Genomic DNA, 19,276 nt, shown 5'->3' with positions numbered 1-19,276 from the left:
GGGGGGGGGGGTAAACCCTTATACGACTCACCAGGATCTCAACGAACATTGAGCAACGGAAGGGGGTACTAAGGAAAGCAAAGGCCCTTCGGGAACGGGACATATTTCTGGAAAAGGACGGGGATGGGATCCCGATAGGGAACGCCATGAAGAGAGACGCCTGCATGAATCCTTGCAGCAAAGGGAAGGTGCAAATGCAAACGTTGCACGAGTCTGAAGAAGGAATCACAAGGGAGGGTACCGGGATTCCACATAAGACATGTCACCGTCTTCAGCACTCATCGCATCAAACGTGAATGAAAAAACCGACTGTACAAACCTCCAAGGCGATTAAAGTGTGGCGAAATCGCAACAATCATCTCGCAAAGCAAAGCACCTTCAAACACAGCTCAGTTCGTGGCGTTTTTATCAGTGTTCAGGCCTAACAACGCTGCGAAACCAGGCTCTACGTGACAGCCTGCCGGCAAAAAAACGAGCCTTCAGGCAGAGTTGTGGGTAAAGTCAGGCCCAGAAGGTGGTGTTGACCCGCGCCAACGAGCGCGAGCACGGATGCTGGTAAGTGATTCTTGTTTACTGAGAGGGTGCGGCAATGTGGACGAACGCTCGGAGCGGTCAAGGCCGGGAGCGTATAGAGGAGGACGCGTGCGGCCGAGCATATGCCGCGTACGGCCTTGACGGAACCGAGTGATCGTCAAAGCCTTGAGTGAGGAGGATGCCTGCGGCACCCTTCGAGCCATGTGGCGGCGAACAAAAATGTTGAAGCTCAAACTCATCCTGCGACGTGAGTATGGTTTTCGTAATCTGCAGAATATGACCGATATGATCATGCTCTGCTGCTCAGACCTGGAAGTGGTGCTTCTAGGAGACGATGCTCGGCCCAATCCTCCTCTTAGACAAGTGCGTTCTGTACAAAAGGGGGTACCTGTTACACACAAGTCCCCTTGAAGAGCCAAAAAAACCGACAACCCACCGAAGGGGAGCCGGCTTTTTTCATGATGCGATTATTTCCAGAAGGGAGCGTCAGGCCTTTTCATCGATCTCCGAGGCGTTCGCATCCGGAGGTACGGGTTCGTCATGGCGCGCACCGATGAGCTTGGGAACGGTGACGCGACCGTCGAGGAGATCCTGAAGCGTGACGCTCTGCAGGTACTTGTCAACCACGTCGGAGAGACCCTTCCAGAGGAAGGTGGCGGCGCAGCCTGCGCGCCGGCTGCAGTCGTCCTCGGGATCGAAGCACTTCATGGGCGCTTCGTCAGATTCGACGACGGCAAGAATCTCAGCGACGGTGAGTGTTGCGGGATTTCGCAACAGCCTGTAGCCGCCGAGCGGCCCGCGTCCCGTCTCGACCATGCCGGCCTCGGCGAGTGCGGGCGCGATCTGCTCGAGGTAGCGCCAGGAGATGTCCTGGGAACTCGCGACGGTTCGAAGCTTGACATAGCCTCGCCTGCGGGTCTCGTCGGACCTTGCGGCGCGTTCGACTTCGGCAAGCTCGATCATGAAGCGCAGGGCGTAGCGCGAGCGCGTGCCGATCTTGAGAAAGCTCATTGGCGGGGCGTCCTGATGACGGGATCGGGAAGATCCGCAACGGTGGAGCGGAAGGGGCTGATGTCGATGCCGCCGCGACGAGTGAAGCAGCAGTTGACCGACAGGGCCTCGGGGGCGAGCACGCGCATGATGTCGGCGTGGATCTGTTCGCAGCACTGCTCGTGGAAGCCCTGGTGGCGTCGGAAGGAGACGATGTAGGCAAGGAGCGCGCGTCGGTCGATGCGGCGGCCGTGGTAGCTGATTACGATAGAGGCATGGTCGGGCTGGCCCGTGACGGGGCAGCGCGAGCGAAGGAGGTTGGAGGAGAGGGTCTCCTCGACGACTTCGTCGGAGGCGGCCTTGAGGAGCGAGGCGTCGGGTTCGTAAACGCTGCACTCGAGGTCGCCGCACTCGGCTTCGAGCACGATGCCCGGGACGCGGGTGACGGGCATCTCCCAGCGGGCGAGGTCGTCAATGAGGACCTCGACGGGTGCGCCCACGCACGCGGAGACGTCGCGGGCGATGAGGCGGGCGGCCTCTTCGACGGAGGCGATCTTCGTCTGGGTGAGCGAGCCGATGTAGAGCTTCAGGGACTTGGATTCTACAATGCAGGGGCTCGTCGCGGGCACGCGGATTTCGCCGGCGGCGGCGACGGGAAGGCCGCGCTCGTTGATCCAGGTGATTTCATAGAGGCGCCAGACGTCGGTGCCGCGGAAGTCGTGCACGCCGATCGCGTCGCGTCCGAGCGAGCGCGGAATGGGCGTGAGGAGGTCGGGACGATAGGTGTCGACGTATTCGGTCGTCTGGCCGAGCAGGGTGCCGGCGGGCGCACAGGCGGACATGGCTTCTCCTGAAATGGATTCCTGAGAGTGAATGCTGTTCTCGTTCGCAGATTATAGCGGGACGAAGGTGAGGAACCAAAATGCAAAGAGGAGCCTGCGGGCTCCTCTTTGCTTGCATGATCGGACGGATCAGCGGATTACTTCACGGCTTCCTTGAAGTTGGCGGAGGCGGAGAAGCGGACGACGCGGCCGGCCGGGATCTGGATTTCCTGACCCGTGTGCGGGTTGCGGCCGACGCGGGCGGCGCGTTCGGAGGTGCCAAACGTGCCGAAGCCGATGAGGCGAACGTCTTCGCCCTTGGAAACGGCTTCAATGACGACTTCACCGTAGGCGTTGACGAGCTTCGTCACGTCGGCCTTGGCGAGACCGGTCTTGGCCTGGAGGGCGGTGATAAATTCGGACTTGTTCATTTCAATGACTCCTGAAGGGACCGTGAGTCCCGATAGTGCGGCCCGTCCTCCTGACGGACAGGGCCCGAATACCGAGTCGAACACGGAAAGGGACCCGAGCTCGACTTGGGCACAATCATAGCAAAGTCTTCTCGCCGCAGCGATTGCCCTCCAACGGATCCGAAGGGCTTCGGGGCCTGCGAACGATGCCCGCCCCCTCTTGCAATTTTTCCGAAAAAAGGGCAGGCATTTTCGCCCGAAAGCGTGGTCAGGAGCCGATTTCGAGCATTTCTTCCGCATTTCTGCGTAGATTTGCGAGGGTTTTCCGCCATTACGGAACCGTCGGACCGGCCGAGACACCTTTGCGACCCTGCAGAAAGACCCAAGAATTTACAAGCTGCTACCAATTTAAGGCCTGAAACAACCTTCCGGAATTCTGCAATTCATTTGACGCGCATCAAGTTTTCCCCAAAAAAAAAGAGCCCTGCGGCGGCTCGAACGTGCGTCCCGCAGGGCTTCAGAGACTTCCTTGGGCTCAGCAGATTCGCGGAAGCTGCTCGCCCGCGAGCCAGTCGACGGTCCGGCGTCCGCCCATGAGGGTGACCATCTCGACCATGCCGACTGGGACGTCAGAGTCGTCCGTCACGCGACCGATCCTTGCGGCGTTCTCGCCATAGGGCGAGGCGCGCATGGCGGCGAGCGCCGCGTCGGCCTCGTCTTCGGGGACGATCACGATCATCTTGCCTTCGTTGGCGACGTATAGCGGATCGAGTCCGAGGAATTCGCAGGCGCTCCGGACTTCGGGGCGCACGGGCACGGTGCTCTCCTCAAGAAGGATCCCAACGTTGCTCTGGGAGGCGATTTCGTTGAGTGTGGCGGCAAGGCCTCCGCGGGTCGGATCGCGCAGCACGTGGACGTGCGGGGCGGCGGAAAGGACCGCCTCGACCATTTCGTTCAATGGTGCGCAGTCGCTCTCGACGGTCGTGCCGAAGCTCATGCCTTCGCGGAAGGAGAGGATGGCGGTGCCGTGGTCGCCCATGGTGCCCGAGATGAGCACGGCGTCGCCGGGACGTGCGGCGCGCCCCGAGATCGTGCCCTCCGAGATCTTTTCGCCGATGCCGGAGATCGCGATGTAGACGCCGTCTCCGTGGCCTCGCTCGACCACCTTGGTGTCGCCCGTCACGATGGCGACGCCCGCCTCTTCGCAGGTTTTCGCCATGGAGGCGACGACGGCGTCGAGGTCCTTCAGGGGAAAGCCCTCTTCAAGAATGAAGCTGGCGGTGAGATAGAGGGGCCGCGCACCGCACATGGCGACGTCGTTGACGGTGCCTGCTACGGAGAGCCGCCCGATGTCGCCGCCGGGGAAGAAGAGGGGACGCACGACGTGGCCGTCGCAGGAGACGGCCACGGGGCGGGTCATGGGCGGAAGGAGCGCGCCGTCGTGCCCTTCGTCGAGCCAGGCGTTCGTGAAGTGCCGTCCGAAGACGTCGTGAATGAGCTGCGCGGTGGCGCGGCCGCCCGCGCCGTGGGTGAGGTCGACGGCGCCGTTCTTCATGTCGAGGGGGCGCATGTAAAAGTCGGTCATGGTTCTTCCTTCTTCCTTTATCGCTGATCGTCAGAAGTCTTCGCCTTCTCGGGCGCTGCGGCGCGGCGTCGGCCGTAGCTCCAGGCGGCCGCACAGGCGCCTTCCGAGGAGACCATGCAGGCCCCGATCGGGTTGGCGGGATTGCAGGCGCGGCCAAAGAGCGGGCATTGTTCGGGCGTCTTTTCGCCCCTGAGGATCGCACCGCAGGCGCAGGCCTTGTTGTCCGTGACGGCGCGCTCGGTCATGGCAAAGCGCTTTTCCGCGTCGAAGTCCGCCCATTCGGGGCGAAGCTTCAGAGCGGACTTAGGGAGGCGTCCGAGTCCGCGCCACTCGAACGAATCGCGAAGCTCGAAGACCTCGTCCATGAGGCGGATGGCGGCGACGTTCCCATCACGGGTGACGGCGCGGGTGAATTCGTTTTCAACTTCGTGGCGGCCGTCGTTCACCTGCCTCACCATCATCAGGATGGCGTAGAGCATGTCGAGGGGCTCGAACCCCGTCACAACGACGGGAAGGCGGTTGTCGCGCGCGAAGACCTCGTAGGGTCCCGAACCGATGATGGTTGAGACGTGGGCGGGGCCCACGAGACCGTCGAGAACGGGCACTTCGGGACGCTCCTCGCTCATCTTCAGGATGTGGGTCATCGCGGCGGGCGTGAGCACGTGGTTGCAGAAAACCGAGAAGTTCTTCACGCCCGCGGCCTTTGCAGCCTTGAGGACAACGGCCGTGGGCGGCGTGGTCGTCTCGAACCCGATCGCGAAGAAGACGACCTCGCGCTCTGGATTGGCTTTCGCCAGCTCAAGCGCATCCATGGGCGAGTAGATCATGCGGATGTCCGCGCCCTGAGCCTTGGCCTTGAAGAGCGACATGCCCTTGCCCGCCGGGACGCGCATGGTGTCGGCATAGGTGCAGAGGATCACGTTCCTTTCGAGCGCGAGCTGCATCGCCATGTCGATGCGCGCGACGGGCAGCACGCAGACGGGACAGCCCGGTCCGTGGATCATGCGCACGTTGGGCGGCAGGATGTCGGTGAGCCCCCAGCGGGCGAGCACGTGGGTGTGGCCGCCGCAGAACTCCATGAAGCGGTAGATCCTTTTCGGATCGGCCTCATGCCTGATCTCGGCAGCAATGCGCCGTGCGGCATCGCCCTCACGGTATTCGTCGACGTACTTCATGATGCGTGCTCCTCGTCGTGCAGACCCGCGGCCTTGAGCGCCGCGAGGGTCCTCTGGGCCTCCTCGGGGTCGATGCGGTTGAGCGCGAAGCCCACGTGCACGATGACCCAGTCTCCCGGAACGGGGCGCTCGATGAGCGAGACGTTGACCGTCTTTTCAATGCCGCCGATGTCGCAGACGGCCTCGCCGTCGCCGGCGAGCCTGATGATCTGTCCTGGAATGGCGAGACACATGTCATGATTCTCCTTATGGTTGCACTCGTCCGAGGACGGCGGAGGCGTCGAGCGGCGAGTACTCGGTCGCGCCTGCGGCCAGTGCCGAGCGGGCCCACCAGGCCTCACCGAGCGAAAGTCCGCCGTCTCCCGCGGGGACGTGCAGCGGCAGCGCTCCGGCGAGGCCCCTCGAAGTGAGGGCCTCGACGAGCCCCTTCGAGAGGGCCGCGTTGTTCATGGTACCGCCCGTGAGGGCGACAAGCATGTTTTCATTGTCGTCCGAGGCAAGAAGCCCCGGACCGAATTCTTCGACGAGCTTCGTCGCGTGGAAGGCGATCCAGTCGGCGAGCGCGGCGATGACGGCATTTTCCACGAGAGCCGCGAGACACTCGACGGATGTGCCAGAGAGCCTTTCGTCGACGACGCGGCGAACGAGCGGCACGAGCGAGAGCGTGCCGTCGGCAAGAATCATCCGGTCGCCCGCCTCGACGTCGAGCGTGCCGCAGGCGGGATTGTCGCGTCCGCGCACCGCAGCGCCCTCAAGACGCATGGCGGCCGTTGCCTCGTCGTGCTGATGGGTGCAGAGGCCGAGAATGGCGCTCATGCCGTCGAACCAACGTCCGAAGGAAGTGGTCGTACCGAGCAGGGCCGCCTTCTCCGGATCCCCCGCGAGGAGCTTCCTGAGCATCGACACCGACGCAATGCCGGGGAAGAGCTCTTCTGCAAAGTCCCCCGCGCCCGCCATCGCCATCAGGGCGACGCCCATGCGCCAGGGTTCCGTGGCGGCCCTGTCGCCGCCCGGCATCGGCATGGACTCGAGGTGAGAGAGCCTCGCCCACGAGGCGGGCCCGCAGAGAAGAAGTTCGCCGCCCCAGGGGAGACGGTCCGCCCCCATGCCGACGCCGTCGAGCGCAAGGCCGAGCAGGGGCTTCACAACGCCGCGCTCCGCCGCCACGACGCCAACGTGGGCCGCATGATGGTGGACGGGAATGCAGGGAATGCCGTGCCGGTCCGCATATTCAAGGGCAAGTCTCGTCGAGGGAAAGTCCGGATGCGCGTCGCAGGCGACGACCTCGGGACTCAGTTCAAAAAGGGCGCTCATGTGTGAGACCGAGCGCGAGAGAAGCTCGACCGTCGGTCGGTTCGAGAGGGATCCCACGTGCTGCGTGAGGAAGGCTTCGCGATCACGAAGAAAGCACGCCGTGTTCTTGAGATAGGGTCCGAAGGCGAGGGCGACGGGCTTTTTCGCCGCGACCGCAGATTCGGGGAGCATGACCGCCTCGGGCGCATAACCCCTCGAGCGGCGCACGAAGGACGTGCCTTCAACGCCCGCCCTCACGACCGAGTCGTCGCAGGGTGTGACGATGTCTCGATTGGAGAGAAGGAAGAGGTCTGCGACCCCGGAGAGGCGCTCGAGCGCCTCCTCGTTTTCGGTGCAGAGCGGCAGTCCGCTCATGTTGGCGCTCGTCATCACGAGCGTGACGGGAAGGACGTCGTTCATCCAGCCGCGTCCCTCGGGCTCGCCCGCAAAGCTGTGGAAGATGAGGGCGTGAAGAGGCGTATAGGGGAGCATGACCCCGATCGCCTCGAGTCCGTCGGCAACGCCTGCAAGCGCAGGCACGTTTTCCCCCGTCCTTCTCTTCAGCAGCACGATCGGATGCGCGGGGCCCGTGAGAAGGACCTTCTCATCGTCGGTGACGTATGCGAAGCGCTCGGCCGAAGCAAGGCCCGCGACCATGACGGCAAGGGGCTTTTCATCGCGCTGCTTGCGGCTGCGGAGCGCAGCGACGGCTTCCGGATTCTCGGCGTCACACGCAAGGTGAAAGCCGCCGAGCCCCTTGATCGCAATGATCCGGCCGGCCCCGAGGGCCTTCACCGTCTCGCGGATGGCGTCGCCCTCGACCGCCGTACCGTCGGGCGTCACGAGCGTGAGCTTCGGTCCGCAGACGGGGCAGGCGATCGGCTGGGCGTGGAAGCGCCTGTTGAGCGGATCCTCGTACTCGGCCCTGCAGTCGGGGCACATCGGAAAGCCCGCCATGGCCGTCTGGGGACGGTCGTAGGGAAGGTGGCGCGTGATGGTGAAGCGCGGGCCGCAATGGGTGCAGTTTGCAAACGGATAGCGCCAGCGGCGGTCATTTGGATTGAAGATGTCGTCGAGGCAGGCGTCACACACACAGGCGTCGGCAGTGACGGCAGTGGTCACGCGGCCGCCGGAGGGCGTGGCGGAAATGGAGAAGCCCTCCATGCCCTGAAGTTCGCCCGCTGCGAGCTCGACGGCGTCGATGCGCGCGAGCGGGGGCTTGCCTGCGAGAAGCGCCTCGGGGAAGCGTTCGAGCACCTCGGACTCGCCCTCAAGGTGCACGACGACCCCTTCGGCATCGTTCCAGACGGTGCCCGAGAGACCGAGCTCAAGCGCGATCCTGTAGACCGTGGGCCTGAAGCCCACGCCCTGCACGAGTCCGCGCACGCGAAAGTCCGTTGCGGCCTTCGTCATGGCCGGACCTCACAGTCCCGAGAGCATCAGTTCGGCGGCAAGCCAGGCGAGCCACTTCTCCATGCCTTCGCCCGACACGGCCGAGACACGCATCGTGCGGATCTTCGGGTTCACGCGTCTGGCGTTCTCCTCGGCCCTCTCTGCGTCAAACGGGACGTAGGGCAGAAGATCCGTCTTCGTGAGGATCATCAGGTCGGCCGCGCGGAACATGTCGGGATACTTGAGCGGCTTGTCCTCGCCCTCCGTGACGGAGAGGAGCACGACCTTGTGAGCCTCGCCGAGGTCGAACTCGGCCGGGCAGACGAGGTTGCCTACGTTCTCGATGAAGAGCACGGACTCGTCTTCGGGCACGAGGTGCTCGAGCGCGTGGCTCACCATCGCGGCGTCGAGATGGCAGCCCTTGCCCGTGTTGATCTGCAGGGCTCGCACGCCCGTGGCGCGTATGCGCTCGGCGTCGTTCGCGGTCTGCTGGTCGCCCTCGATCACGGCCGTGCGAAAGCCCGAGGCCCTCTTGAGCGTCTGAGCGAGAAGCTCGGTCTTGCCCGAACCGGGCGACGAGACAAGATTGAGCGCGAGCACGCGGTGTTCGCGGAAGAACTTCCTGTTGACGGCCGCAATCGCGTTGTTTCGCCCGAGGATGTCCTCCTCGATCGAGATGGCGCGCGAGGCGGACGTCGTCGGGGCGTGGCTGTGAGCGGGACCGTGGTCATGGTCATGATGGTGCCCGTTGGCATGGTCATGACGATGCTCATGATCGTGATCGTGGGCGACATGAGTCGTTACATTGCCGTTCTCGTCCACATGGGCGTGCATGTGGGTGTGGTTGTGTTCGCCGCAGCCGCAGGTTGTGCACATCTTTCGGTCTCCTTCGCGCGCATCCCGAATTGGAGAGGCGCACAAAAACTTTGTCTATGCCTTCATTCTAGGCGTCTCGCGAATACCCCGACCTCAACCACAAGGACCGTTGCAATTGAGCATTGGTACTAGAAGAACGTCACCCAAAGGGATAAGATTGCAGGATACACACCATTTTGGAGACCAGCGTCATGGCCGGAAAACCGAACAAGGCCGGAAAGTCCGGCAAGCCCAGTCCCGCAGGGAAGCGCGGCGGCCGCAGGCCCGCATCCGCCCAGCAGCACCCCGGAGAAGTCCTTCGCGAAATCCTCGCAGATACCCCGCCCGCACTCGCGGCGAAGTGGTTCGGCCTCTCGACGACCGAACTCGAGGCCTTCTACAACGGCGAACTACCGCTCACGCCCGCCATGGCCGAAACCGCAGGCTCGATCTTCGGCACGGGCGCAGCCCCCTGGCTCGACATGATGGCCGCCTGGGACGAGGCTCACGCGACCGAGAAGGCCGCCCCTTGATGCGCAAACCCAAGCATTTCCTCCACAGTCACTGAATGCAAGAAGGCCGCGGGCTCTGACACCTGCGGCCTTTTCACACACGGGAGCGAAGATCTGACGCCGATTATTCGGTCCTGCCGTCCTTTTTGCGAGGTTCGGCGACGTTGGCTTCGGGTTGAACTTGGTCGGCATTGGCGGCCTTCTCGGCCTCCTCCTTCGTCATGAAGCCGGCGGGAGCCTTCCAGTCCTCGCCGTAGTAGAGGCGAATGACCTTCCAGTTGACGACAAACATGAGCGCGACAATGGCGAGGATCTGGCACGCAAGGCCGAGGTAGTAGAGCAGGGTGGAATCAGAAGCCGCGCCGTAGTAGGCGTTGAAGAATTCCTGAAGACCGAGTCCGGTTTCAGCGGCATGCCCGCCGATGAGTACGAGAGAGATCGCGTAGAAGGCGAGCGCCACGCGCATGAAGAGACTCTGGGCAGGCCAGCGGTAGCCGATTTTGCGGGCGATCATGAGAATGAAAATGGGAAGAAGCAGGGGAAACGCCATGAAGAGCGTCCCGATGAGCCAGTTGAGCATGGTTTTCGAAGCGGTAGGATGTGGGTGGAATGTGCCGTGATGTTACCACGAGCTCCACAAAGTGGATCGATAATGCCCAACTGCAGACCGGAATGATTGCCCTGCGTCTCTGGAGAGGAACCTCCTGAACGCAGCACCCGAAATGCAACTCTTGTGCAGAAACAAAGGGCGGATTGGTGACAGTCAGACGTTCGAAAAAAAATGCAGCTCCATAACCAGCATTATTGCTAGCGCGGTTCAGGCGTAAACCTGAACACTCTAATTCGGGTTTGTGCGGAGATGCGCTCTAAGTGAGTGCAGATTGTTGAGCATATCCGCTGTCAGCGGTCAGGGAGTCCTCCGGAAGAGGAGGAAAGCCCAGCCGAAAGAGAGGATGGGCGTGGAGGATTCACACTGCTATAGCCTGAACTTGCCATCGGGTTTGACACTCAATCGTTCATTTGCCTAGAAAGGGACATGCCCGCATTGCGGTGCTCACCATGACCGGGATATCAATGTCTCCCTGAACATCAAGCAGGAAGGCATCCGGATGTTGAAGGCGGTTGGGCTGACCGTCTTGCGCTCGTAACGTCACGAGCCAAAGCCTGTGGAGATGCGTAAGACCGAAGCTATGGCTGAGGCAACGTCGAAGAAGCAGGAAGCCTCGCCCGATTTGGTTTCAAATCGGACGGGGAGCAGTCACGCCGCCCTTCCGTTTGGAGGGGCGACCGTTAACTTTGTGAAGTGTTCGATTTCGAAAAAGAGCATTGGCGGATCTCCTACTTTGCATCGGCGAAAGCCGAGATGCTCATAAAAGCCAATTTCTTTTTCGCCCTTAGGTTGAACGACTAACGCCCAACAACCGGACATCCTGGAAACGCCCTGCGTTATCTTCAAGGCCTCGACTAACAATGCTCCGCCGAGCCCTTGCCCCTGATAGCGTTTATCGACCGCTAGTCTTCCAAGCAGACAGCACGGCAACGGGTTTGGCTTATTCCGACGAAAACCCGCTGACAAGCGATCATGATCAAGAACAGCATTGCTAATGCAAAAATACCCTGCAATGCTTCCCCCCTCATCAAAGGCCACGTAGGTTCGACTACTGCCATACTTTTCGTTATGAACAGAGCGCGTCCGCAACCACTGGTTCAATACCGGGACGTCGCAATCAAAGCGATCTAGAGCATCATGTGGAATGTCCGGGTCAAGAGGCAGTGGCTTGGAAAAAGAATAAACGGTCATTTCCAACGCTCATAGGTCATGAGATGGCGACGACGTGCAAGAACTTCTTCACCAGGCGGCGTTGCCATTTCATCTAACAAGGCCTGAAATTCCGTATTGCTTAACGTAATCCTTTCCGGCTCATCCAAGACTTTCCTGAAAAGAGGCTGCAGAGCTTCGCGAATAATTTGGGTTTTGGTGCGCCGCTCTCTGTCTGAGAGAAGATTGAGAATGGCGACCTCCTCTTCCGGCAGACGCAGACTGATGGTTTGAGCACTCATATGGTGTCCTCCTCTAATCTATGGAGATACGATAACCCAAATCGTATTGCATTGCAATACAAGAGCGCCTCTTCATGCCTGCCTTTCCTTTTCCTGTTCTCCAACTTGAGGGGCGGTGTCGCTTGAGCGGTGTTGATAATCGTTGTTTACGCATGAGACCATAGAAGTCAATCTTCGGGGACGAAGTCGATGACGCGCATTTCAGTGCCGCCCGTGGCAGCGAGATGAAAGCCCCCGCAGACGGGGCAGGGATCGCCATATTTGGTAAGCGGGACGGTTTTGGCGCAGTCGAGGCACCAGGCCTCTCCCCGCGGCCGTTCAATCACGAGCCTTGAGCCCTCGGCGGGCCCTCCGCGAGTGACGGAGACCCAGGCGAATTCAAGGGACGAGATGTCAACCCCTGCGAGTTCGCCCACCTCGATTCGAACCTCCTTCACGCGTGTGACGCCGCTCCGGCCTGCCGTGCGCTCGACAATCTCGATGATGCCTTCGGCAATGCTCATTTCATGCATGTATCACTCCTTCCTGCAGCCCGAAGCCTGATGTCAAGCGGCACGCAGGCGTCAAGCCCGAAGAGCGCCAGACGGATGATGTTTCTGAGAGTCTCCTCGTCGACGCCCGCACCGGAGCGCTTCAGGTGCCTCACGGCGCTTTCAAGCGCCTGCTGGCCGGGACCCTCGGGAGCGAACTGCCACTCGGTGGGGGAAACCACGGCATGGAAGTGCTCGAGTCCGGACCTCGACTGCCTGAAGCCCGAGGCGTGTGTGAGAAGACCTCGGGCGGTCGTCGCGCAGGCAATCGCCCCGCAGGTGTCGGGAAGCCGCATCGTGTAGACCTCGGGAAGGGCAGGCAGATTCTCGTGCTCCCTGTGTGCGAGCTGTGCCCAGAAGGCAGCCGTGTCAAGAAGGCGTGCCGCCAGAAGCGTGCCGGCGGACTGACCCGCCGTGGCGCAGAGGGCTTCGACAAGAGGGTGTCCCGCCTCCCTCACGAGTGCTCCCGTAAACGAGGGCCTGCGGCGGTAAACGGGCTCGGCCTCGAAGTCGGCTTCATTCCTGAGCCTGTGGTACATCTCGTCGGCAAAATCCGGAAAGTCGAGCTCATGGGGTTGCGGTACAGGCGGGCAGTCCAGCGCACCGAAGGCTGCGGGCAGGGCATGGTAGCGGTAGGCGAGCGCCGAGGCGACGGTCGAGGCATTCGTCCCGTACCAAGCGGCGTACTGCACGGGCTCGGTCATCTCCAGAAAGGCTTCGGGAGAAATGCCGAAGACCAGTGATGCCAGAAGGCCCTCACAGTCGGCCGTCAGTCTGTCGATGAGGCGGTGTGCCTCAAGGAGGGCGTCTTCATCGACCTGCCCCGTGACGAGGTTGAACCCCTGCAGCGTCCTGATGACGCCCGAGAAGCCCGCCCGGGCCTTTGCATAGGCGGCAAGCGAATCGGCTTGAACAGGGACGCAGACGAGCTTCGAGGCGTCAAGCGCGAGCACGCGGATGTTTTCCAGAAGCGCCTCAAGCATCAGCGCGCGCTCGGCGAGACAGCCGTCGACCGTGCGGCGCTCGTCCTCCGCAAGACCTGCGGCCGCGCGTTCGGCGGCGTCAAGCGTGACGAGATGCGCGCAGGGGCATAGGCTGAAGACGAGCGGCACCACCTCACGGCAGCTCCCCAGGCTTCGGGCAAGCCTGTCCATGAGATTGAGCGTGCGTTCGTTGAGAAGCGATGCGCGTCTCACGCGAAGGTCCCCGGGACGGGACTCCGGCGCGAGCAGCAGATCGACAGTGATGACACCGGCATCGATCATTTGTCCGCTCCCTTCGCCATGCGGGTGAAGAACCCGCGGCGCGTGACCTGAACGGACCCGCCGTCTGCGCCGCCCTGCGGCACGGCCCTGATCGGAATGACCTTCCTGCCCGCGACGGGCGGCGTGAGTGGAGGAATGGGCGTGCCTTCCTCCTCGGTGTCGTAATTCGTCCCGAACTTTTCGTCTTCGGGCACGGTGAGAATGGTCCTGAGGGCGATCTCGGCCACGGCCTCGGCCGCCGCCTGGTCCTCGAACTCCGTAACGGGACTCACGAGCGAGAGCATCAGATAGTCGCCGAGCAGGTCGTCCCTGCAGCCGAGGAACGGAAAGTCACCTGCGGGCAGCTCGAGCGTGCGGACTTCGCCCGCGGGCACGTCGACCCAGCTCTCGCGACACCCGCAGGCATAGACCACGATGACCGCCCACGGCGTCGTCACCGTGCCGATCCAGTCGTTGCCCCATCGGCGGAAGTTGTCCGCCTTCACACGAATGCGCGGATTGAGGATGGGAAGCCCCTTCATGCGGGTCTCGGCAATGCGCCCGAACCCCGACTCGAAGTGGGGCGCGGGCGAATTCGCAAAGACGCGCAGACGGCTCATCTGCGTCGGCATTGTCCTGCGTTCGACTTCATGCGCGGCCTGAGTCACCTTCGTCTCTTCCACGTCCCTCTCCCGTTTTTTCTGTTCGCCCGTCGTCCGCTCTCTGATGTGGGAGGCGCAGGCGTTGTTTATAGACTGGAGTATAGGAAAGGGCGCACGCTTCATGCATCCCCCAAGAGTTGATCAGGGCCTAGTCCAAAGTATCTAGAAGGGCCCATTGCCAAAAAGGCAGGACATCCTTCTGAACGCGAGGCGCTCAGGCCTTGAGAAGCTCAAGGAGCTCCTCAACGTGGGTCTTCGCCTTGACGCCGTAGAGCGCATGAAGGATCCTGCCTTCGGGCGAGATCACGAACGTGGAGCGTTCGATGCCGCGGCAGAGCCTGCCGTACATCATCTTCTCCTTCATGACGCCGTAGGCCGTGCAGACGACTTCCTCCTTGTCGGCGAGAAGCGGGAAGTTGAGGTTCTGGCGGTCGCGAAAGCCGCAGTGGCTCTTCACGCTGTCGCGTGAGACGCCGGCAACGGCGTAGCCGAGGGCCTCAAAGTCGGCCAGATGGTCGCGAAAGCCCTGGGCCTCGAGCGTGCAGCCCGCGGTATTGTCCTTCGGATAGAAGTAGAGCACGAGGCCGCGACCGGCGAAGGACTCGAGCGTGACGGGCTCGCCGTCAAGTCCGGGCGCCGAGAAGGCGGGCGCTGCGTCGCCCGCCTTGAGCTGAATGCGTTCTGACATAATTGTCTCCAAACAGGAATGCGATCCGATCAAGATAGCACGGTTTGACGGCAATGTGCGCGCTTTCGCTGCAGAACGGAAATTCCCAAACCATCGCGATTCATCTTGATGCCGTCACTTCATCATGACAACGCCTGCGGGGTGGATTGCAAGGAAATACAGGCCACAAAGTCCCCGTTCGGGGAAACGCCGCGAATGCGCTAGAATATGTCGACCCCCACTCAGCATGGACCATGACAATGGCACGACTTGAATTTGCCTCCGACTATATGGAGGGCTGCATTCCGGAGATTCTCACAAGGCTCACGGAAACGAATCTTGAAAAATCGTCCGGCTACGGCTCGGACGAGCATACGGCAAGGGCCGCGGAGCTCATCCGCGAAGCCTGCGACGCTCCCGACGCTGAAGTTCATCTTCTCGCCGGCGGGACCCAGACGAACCGCACGGTGATCGGCGCGATGCTCAAGCCCTGGGAGGGCGTGATCGCCGCCCAGACCGGTCACATTTCCGTTCACGAGGCGGGCGCCATCGAAAGTCTGGGCCACAAGGTGTTCGAACTTCCTCAGCGCGACGGCAAGCTTCGTGCGCGCGACGTCGAGGCCGCCTTCCACAAGTACATCGTCGACGGCAACCGCGACCACATGCCCGCGCCCGCGCTGGTCTACATCTCGCACCCGACCGAAACGGGCACACTCTACACGCGCGCCGAGCTCGAGGCCGTGACGGGCGTCGCGCACCGCTACGGCGCTCGCGTCTTCCTTGACGGCGCTCGTCTTGCCTATGGTCTCGGCGCCACCAAGACCGACCTGACGCTCGCCGACATCGCCCGCACCTGCGACGCCTTCTACATCGGCGGCACGAAGTGCGGCGCGCTCTTCGGCGAAGCCGTGGTCTTCCCGACGCCCAACATCTGCCCGCGCTTCTTCACCTGGATGAAGCAGCAGGGCGCGCTCCTCGCCAAGGGCCGCATCACCGGCCTGCAGTTCGAGACCCTCATGGAGGAGAACCGCTACGTCGAGTACGGCGCCAAGGCCGTCCGCCTCGCCGAAAAGCTCCGCGAGGGCCTGAAGGAAAAGGGCTATCAGCTCCTCTTCAACTCCACGACGAACCAGACCTTCGTCAAGCTCTCCGACGACAAGTACCAGACCCTCTCCGAAAAGGTCGGCCTGAGCTTCTGGGAAAAGCCCGACGACAACCACACGATCGTGCGCCTTGCCACCAGCTGGGCCACGACCGAAGAGGACGTCGACGCGCTCCTCGCCCTGCTCTAAGGTCACGACGCCTCCTTCCCGAACGCCCGCAGGCCCAGCGCCCGCGGGCGTTTTACTGTCTCCCGATCCATGCGGCTTATACATGGATCAGCATGAAAATGAATCATTGGACATGGATCCGACCGGGGCTTACACTTCCTGCAAAGGCGGGCGGCCGTCCTCCGAGTGAGGAAGGGGCGGGTACCGCGTCCGCTTCCGACATGGACAATGACAGGAGCAATGCTCATGACCGTCAGACAGACAGCAGGCCGGGACCAGCTCGGCGACTTTGCGCCCGCATTTGCGCGCATCAACGACGACGTTCTTTTCGGAGAGGTCTGGTCGAGGACCGAGACGCTCGGTCTTCGGGACCGCTCGATCGTGACCGTCGTCTCACTCGTTTCTCAAGGCCTTGTCGACGCCTCGCTCGAATACCACCTGAGGTGTGCGAAGACGAACGGCGTCACGCGAACCGAAATCGCCGAGATCCTCACCCAGACGGGCTTCTACGCAGGCTGGCCCAAGGCCTGGGCCGCGTTCCGCATGGCGAAGAACGTCTGGAACGAAGAAGGCTGCGATCAGGCTCACGCCGACGGCATGGCCCGCCATCAGGCCTCGATGATCTTCCCGATCGGGAGTCCCAACACGGGCTTTGCAAAGTACTTCAGCGGCCGCAGCTGGCTCGCGCCGCTGGCGACCACGCTCGCCGCAGGCGTCTGGAACGTCACGTTCGAGCCCGCCTGCCGCAACAACTGGCACGTCCACACGGCCGAATCGGGCGGCGGCCAGATCCTCGTCTGCGTGGCGGGCCGCGGCTGGTACCATGAAGACGGAAAGAACGCGCAGCCGCTCCATCCTGGCGACGTCGTCTCCATTCCCGCAGGCGTCAAGCACTGGCACGGCGCCGCAAGGAACAGCTGGTTCTCGCACCTCGCCATCGAGGTGCCCGGCGTCGGCACGGGCAACGAATGGCTCGAGCCCGTCGACGCGGCCGAGTACGACGCGCTTGCGTGACTTTCCCGATGAGGCCAGCGCCCGCACGCGGGTCCGTGCGGGATAATGCAGGGGAGGCGCTTTTCGAAACGCCTCCCGTCTGCACTCACGCCACCTTCCATTTCGGGTCCGATCCATGGACATCCGCCGCTTGAAGACATTTCTCGCCGTCTGCGAAACAGGCAGCCTCTCCCGCGCCGCCGAGCGCCTGCACATCTCGCAGCCTGCGCTCACGCGACGCATTCAGGAACTCGAGAGCGAATACGGCGCCGTGCTCTTTGAGCGCGCCAAGAAAGGCATGACGCCGACCGAGGCCGGACTGCTCCTGCAGGTACGCGCCCGTCAGATCGTGAACCTCGACAATGCCGTTCGGCACGAGCTCGAGTCGACAGGCGCGGGCCTCGCGGGCATGGTCCGGATCGGATGCGTCGAGACGAACGCCGCCCATGCGCTTGCACGTTGGCTCAGAAGCTGGCGACATCTGCATCCAAGATCCCAGGTCGAGATCTACGCAGCCGACAGCGACGACCTCAAGGCCCATCTCGATGCGGGCACGATCGACGCCGCAGTGCTGCTTGCGCCCGTCGAGGCCGCAAAGTACCAGAACGTACCGCTCGCCGAAAAGGAAGTCTGGGGCGTCACCGTTCACAAGGACCATCCGCTCGCCCGCGAGACGGCCGTCACCACCGACATGCTCGAAGGCTTCCCCCTGATGCTCCCGCACCGCCACATTCTGGGCGACGCGTTCGAAGAGTGGTTCGGCGAATCCGCCTCACGCATGACGGTGGCGGGCTTCATCAATCTGTCGACCGTTCCTTTCATGACGCTCGCTGGAGATGCCCGCACGGTGATGCTCGTAGTCAAGGGCGCCTTCGACATGAGGCCGCCCGAAGGACTTGTCTTCATACCGCTGGTTCCTGAACGCACCTCGGAGCAGATTCTTGTTCGACGCAGGAACGTGGCGCTCTCGAGCGCCGCCGAGGCGTTCTGGGCTCATGCGGCCCGAAGTGCGGAGAGAGACGACGCCGGCGAATGAATTCACCCGATAAGAAAAGCCCCGGGATTCACATGGAATTCGGGGCTTTGTTCGTCAATCAGCCGGCCTTGAGAGGCGGGCGAAAGGCGCAATTACTTGCGGAAGGCGGCTTCGAGGGCCGGCACGACCTGCTTCTTGCGGCTCATGACGCCGTCGAGCCAGAGGTTGGAGCCTTCGACGAAGGTCTTGCCGAAACCTTCGGCGATGCGGGCGGGATCGTCGGAGACCATGAGAAGTTCGGAGCCTTCCTTCATGATGTCCGTGAGGAGCAGAAGGGCGGAGTGACGACCTTCCTCGGACTTGACGGCGGCGAGCTCGGCTTCGAGCGCGGCCTTCATGTCGGCGACGAGGTCAAGGGAGACGAGTTCGAGCTGACCGACGCCGACCTTGCAGCCGTTCATGTTGAAATCCTTGAAGTCGCGGAAGATGAGAGAGCGCGGGGTGCAGCCGGCGACGGCGGACTTGGCGGTGAAGAGCTCCATGCCAAGGGCCTGGATGTCGGCGATGCCGGCGATTGCGGCGAGTTCCGCGGCAGCCTGGCGGTCCATGTCGGTGGTCGTCGGAGACTTGAAGATCACCGTGTCGGAGAGAATGGCGCAGAGCATGGCGCCGGCGATGTTGGCCGGGATTTCAAAGCCCATGTAGTCGTACATGCGCTTGAGGATGGTGTTCGTGCAGCCGGCCGTCCAGATGATGCATTCGAGCGGAGCCGTGGAGGTCACGTCGCCGAGCTTGTGATGGTCGACGATGCCCTTGAGGTTGCACTCATCAATGTCGGCGGGAGCCTGGGCCTTGTCGGAGTAGTCGACGAGGTAGACGTCGCGGCCGGCGACGCTCGTCACGATTTCCGGAGCTTCAAGGCCGAAGCGCTCGAGGATGAAGGCCGTTTCCGGGGCGGGCGTCCCCTGGGCGGCCGGCACGACGTCCAGACCACGCTGCTTGTAGAGATGCGCGCAGGCAATGGCGGAAATGATGCTGTCGGAGTCGGGGTTCTTATGACCAAGAATGAGAGCGGACACTTTGAGGCCTTTCTAAAAAGGGGATGAATAAAAAGTCCGGATATTGTAGCGGACTTTGAGCGGCTCGGGCGGGCTGGTCTCACAGGTCCGGCCCCCTGCCGACGGCGGCCGAGTCTTGCTACGCAAATTCGACGATGCGAACGCGAAGCATTCTCTTACAAAAGGCGACGCGCGCTTCTTGACAATACAGATATTTGAAATATAAGATTTGTTCAACCAACATCGA

General features: G+C 62.3%; 20 protein-coding genes and 1 pseudogene. 5 read left to right on the top strand and 16 right to left on the bottom strand.

What is annotated here, in order from left to right; genetic code table 11:
• Nucleotides 1-1,020 precede the first annotated feature (1,020 nt).
• The 8 genes from HMPREF3036_RS06785 to hypB all read right to left on the bottom strand — a co-directional run bounded on the left by HMPREF3036_RS06785 (nucleotide 1,021) and on the right by hypB (nucleotide 9,076).
• Nucleotides 1,021-1,545 carry an RrF2 family transcriptional regulator gene (locus tag HMPREF3036_RS06785; protein WP_005435517.1) on the bottom strand — a complete coding sequence of 175 codons (525 nt, stop codon included), beginning with the start codon at nucleotides 1,543-1,545 and terminating at the stop codon, nucleotides 1,021-1,023.
• Nucleotides 1,542-2,366, bottom strand: a complete 825-nt coding sequence (gene queF / locus HMPREF3036_RS06780) for an NADPH-dependent 7-cyano-7-deazaguanine reductase QueF (protein ID WP_062332857.1) — start codon at nucleotides 2,364-2,366, stop codon at nucleotides 1,542-1,544. The genes HMPREF3036_RS06785 and queF overlap by 4 nt, the downstream gene beginning before the upstream one ends.
• 137 nt (nucleotides 2,367-2,503) lie before the next feature.
• Entirely contained in the window at nucleotides 2,504-2,776 is a 273-nt protein-coding gene (locus tag HMPREF3036_RS06775; protein WP_005435513.1) for an HU family DNA-binding protein, read from the bottom strand.
• Nucleotides 2,777-3,290: 514 nt separating this feature from the next.
• Nucleotides 3,291-4,340 (bottom strand): hydrogenase expression/formation protein HypE, encoded by a 1,050-nt coding sequence (hypE, locus tag HMPREF3036_RS06770; protein WP_062332853.1) that lies wholly within the window; start codon nucleotides 4,338-4,340, stop codon nucleotides 3,291-3,293.
• 17 nt (nucleotides 4,341-4,357) lie between these two features.
• The gene (gene hypD / locus HMPREF3036_RS06765; RefSeq protein WP_062332848.1) at nucleotides 4,358-5,515 is read right to left on the bottom strand and encodes a hydrogenase formation protein HypD; all 1,158 of its coding nucleotides are present in this window, start codon (nucleotides 5,513-5,515) and stop codon (nucleotides 4,358-4,360) included.
• Nucleotides 5,512-5,748: a HypC/HybG/HupF family hydrogenase formation chaperone gene (locus tag HMPREF3036_RS06760; RefSeq protein ID WP_005435509.1), complete on the bottom strand. Its 237-nt coding sequence runs from the start codon at nucleotides 5,746-5,748 to the stop codon at nucleotides 5,512-5,514. The genes hypD and HMPREF3036_RS06760 overlap by 4 nt, the downstream gene beginning before the upstream one ends.
• 13 nt (nucleotides 5,749-5,761) lie before the next feature.
• Nucleotides 5,762-8,221 (bottom strand): carbamoyltransferase HypF, encoded by a 2,460-nt coding sequence (gene hypF, locus HMPREF3036_RS06755; RefSeq protein WP_062332845.1) that lies wholly within the window; start codon nucleotides 8,219-8,221, stop codon nucleotides 5,762-5,764.
• Between the two features lie 9 nt (nucleotides 8,222-8,230).
• Complete coding sequence (gene hypB, locus HMPREF3036_RS06750; RefSeq protein WP_062332842.1) at nucleotides 8,231-9,076, bottom strand: hydrogenase nickel incorporation protein HypB; 846 nt, start codon at nucleotides 9,074-9,076, stop codon at nucleotides 8,231-8,233.
• Between the two features lie 191 nt (nucleotides 9,077-9,267).
• Here hypB and HMPREF3036_RS06745 point away from each other — a divergent pair, with 191 nt between their 5' ends.
• On the top strand, nucleotides 9,268-9,588 hold the full coding sequence (locus HMPREF3036_RS06745) for a helix-turn-helix transcriptional regulator (RefSeq protein ID WP_062332883.1): 321 nt from the start codon (nucleotides 9,268-9,270) through the stop codon (nucleotides 9,586-9,588).
• A 103-nt stretch (nucleotides 9,589-9,691) separates the two neighbouring features.
• On the opposite strand, the gene HMPREF3036_RS06740 is transcribed toward HMPREF3036_RS06745, so the two are convergent.
• Nucleotides 9,692-10,147, bottom strand: coding sequence for a hypothetical protein (locus HMPREF3036_RS06740; protein ID WP_062332840.1), 456 nt, complete (start codon nucleotides 10,145-10,147; stop codon nucleotides 9,692-9,694).
• Nucleotides 10,148-10,604: 457 nt separating this feature from the next.
• Here HMPREF3036_RS06740 and HMPREF3036_RS12585 point away from each other — a divergent pair.
• A pseudogene (locus HMPREF3036_RS12585) lies at nucleotides 10,605-10,715 on the top strand (hypothetical protein); the annotation flags it as partial.
• A 110-nt stretch (nucleotides 10,716-10,825) separates the two neighbouring features.
• Here the strand turns inward: HMPREF3036_RS12585 and HMPREF3036_RS11540 are convergent.
• The 6 genes from HMPREF3036_RS11540 to HMPREF3036_RS06710 all read right to left on the bottom strand — a co-directional run bounded on the left by HMPREF3036_RS11540 (nucleotide 10,826) and on the right by HMPREF3036_RS06710 (nucleotide 14,752).
• Entirely contained in the window at nucleotides 10,826-11,368 is a 543-nt protein-coding gene (locus tag HMPREF3036_RS11540; protein ID WP_082897393.1) for a GNAT family N-acetyltransferase, read from the bottom strand.
• The gene (locus HMPREF3036_RS06735; protein WP_005435497.1) at nucleotides 11,365-11,628 is read right to left on the bottom strand and encodes a ribbon-helix-helix protein, CopG family; all 264 of its coding nucleotides are present in this window, start codon (nucleotides 11,626-11,628) and stop codon (nucleotides 11,365-11,367) included. Before HMPREF3036_RS06735 ends, HMPREF3036_RS11540 begins: the two co-directional genes overlap by 4 nt.
• A 167-nt stretch (nucleotides 11,629-11,795) precedes the next feature.
• Entirely contained in the window at nucleotides 11,796-12,140 is a 345-nt protein-coding gene (locus HMPREF3036_RS06730) for a hydrogenase maturation nickel metallochaperone HypA/HybF (RefSeq protein WP_062332837.1), read from the bottom strand.
• On the bottom strand, nucleotides 12,128-13,423 hold the full coding sequence (locus HMPREF3036_RS11880; protein ID WP_156469766.1) for a hypothetical protein: 1,296 nt from the start codon (nucleotides 13,421-13,423) through the stop codon (nucleotides 12,128-12,130). The genes HMPREF3036_RS06730 and HMPREF3036_RS11880 overlap by 13 nt, the downstream gene beginning before the upstream one ends.
• Nucleotides 13,420-14,085, bottom strand: coding sequence for a [NiFe]-hydrogenase assembly chaperone HybE (gene hybE / locus HMPREF3036_RS06715; RefSeq protein WP_062332833.1), 666 nt, complete (start codon nucleotides 14,083-14,085; stop codon nucleotides 13,420-13,422). Before hybE ends, HMPREF3036_RS11880 begins: the two co-directional genes overlap by 4 nt.
• Before the next feature lie 193 nt (nucleotides 14,086-14,278).
• Nucleotides 14,279-14,752 (bottom strand): peroxiredoxin, encoded by a 474-nt coding sequence (locus HMPREF3036_RS06710; RefSeq protein WP_062332830.1) that lies wholly within the window; start codon nucleotides 14,750-14,752, stop codon nucleotides 14,279-14,281.
• 239 nt (nucleotides 14,753-14,991) lie between these two features.
• On the opposite strand from HMPREF3036_RS06710, the gene HMPREF3036_RS06705 reads away from it, so the two are divergent.
• From HMPREF3036_RS06705 to HMPREF3036_RS06695, 3 genes are all read left to right on the top strand, one after another.
• Nucleotides 14,992-16,023, top strand: a complete 1,032-nt coding sequence (locus HMPREF3036_RS06705) for a threonine aldolase family protein (RefSeq protein WP_082897391.1) — start codon at nucleotides 14,992-14,994, stop codon at nucleotides 16,021-16,023.
• A gap of 225 nt (nucleotides 16,024-16,248) precedes the next feature.
• Nucleotides 16,249-17,016: a carboxymuconolactone decarboxylase family protein gene (locus tag HMPREF3036_RS06700; protein WP_062332880.1), complete on the top strand. Its 768-nt coding sequence runs from the start codon at nucleotides 16,249-16,251 to the stop codon at nucleotides 17,014-17,016.
• Between the two features lie 130 nt (nucleotides 17,017-17,146).
• Nucleotides 17,147-18,031, top strand: coding sequence for a LysR family transcriptional regulator (locus HMPREF3036_RS06695; protein WP_062332824.1), 885 nt, complete (start codon nucleotides 17,147-17,149; stop codon nucleotides 18,029-18,031).
• Between the two features lie 92 nt (nucleotides 18,032-18,123).
• Here HMPREF3036_RS06695 and HMPREF3036_RS06690 read toward each other — a convergent pair whose 3' ends face one another.
• Nucleotides 18,124-19,050 carry a manganese-dependent inorganic pyrophosphatase gene (locus HMPREF3036_RS06690; protein ID WP_062332822.1) on the bottom strand — a complete coding sequence of 309 codons (927 nt, stop codon included), beginning with the start codon at nucleotides 19,048-19,050 and terminating at the stop codon, nucleotides 18,124-18,126.
• Nucleotides 19,051-19,276 lie beyond the last annotated feature (226 nt).

Origin of the sequence: Sutterella sp. KLE1602 (genome assembly GCF_001578585.1) — a bacterium.
In the GTDB taxonomy this organism is placed as follows: domain Bacteria; phylum Pseudomonadota; class Gammaproteobacteria; order Burkholderiales; family Burkholderiaceae_F; genus Sutterella; species Sutterella wadsworthensis_A.
This window is presented reverse-complemented; position numbering and strand designations above follow the sequence as displayed.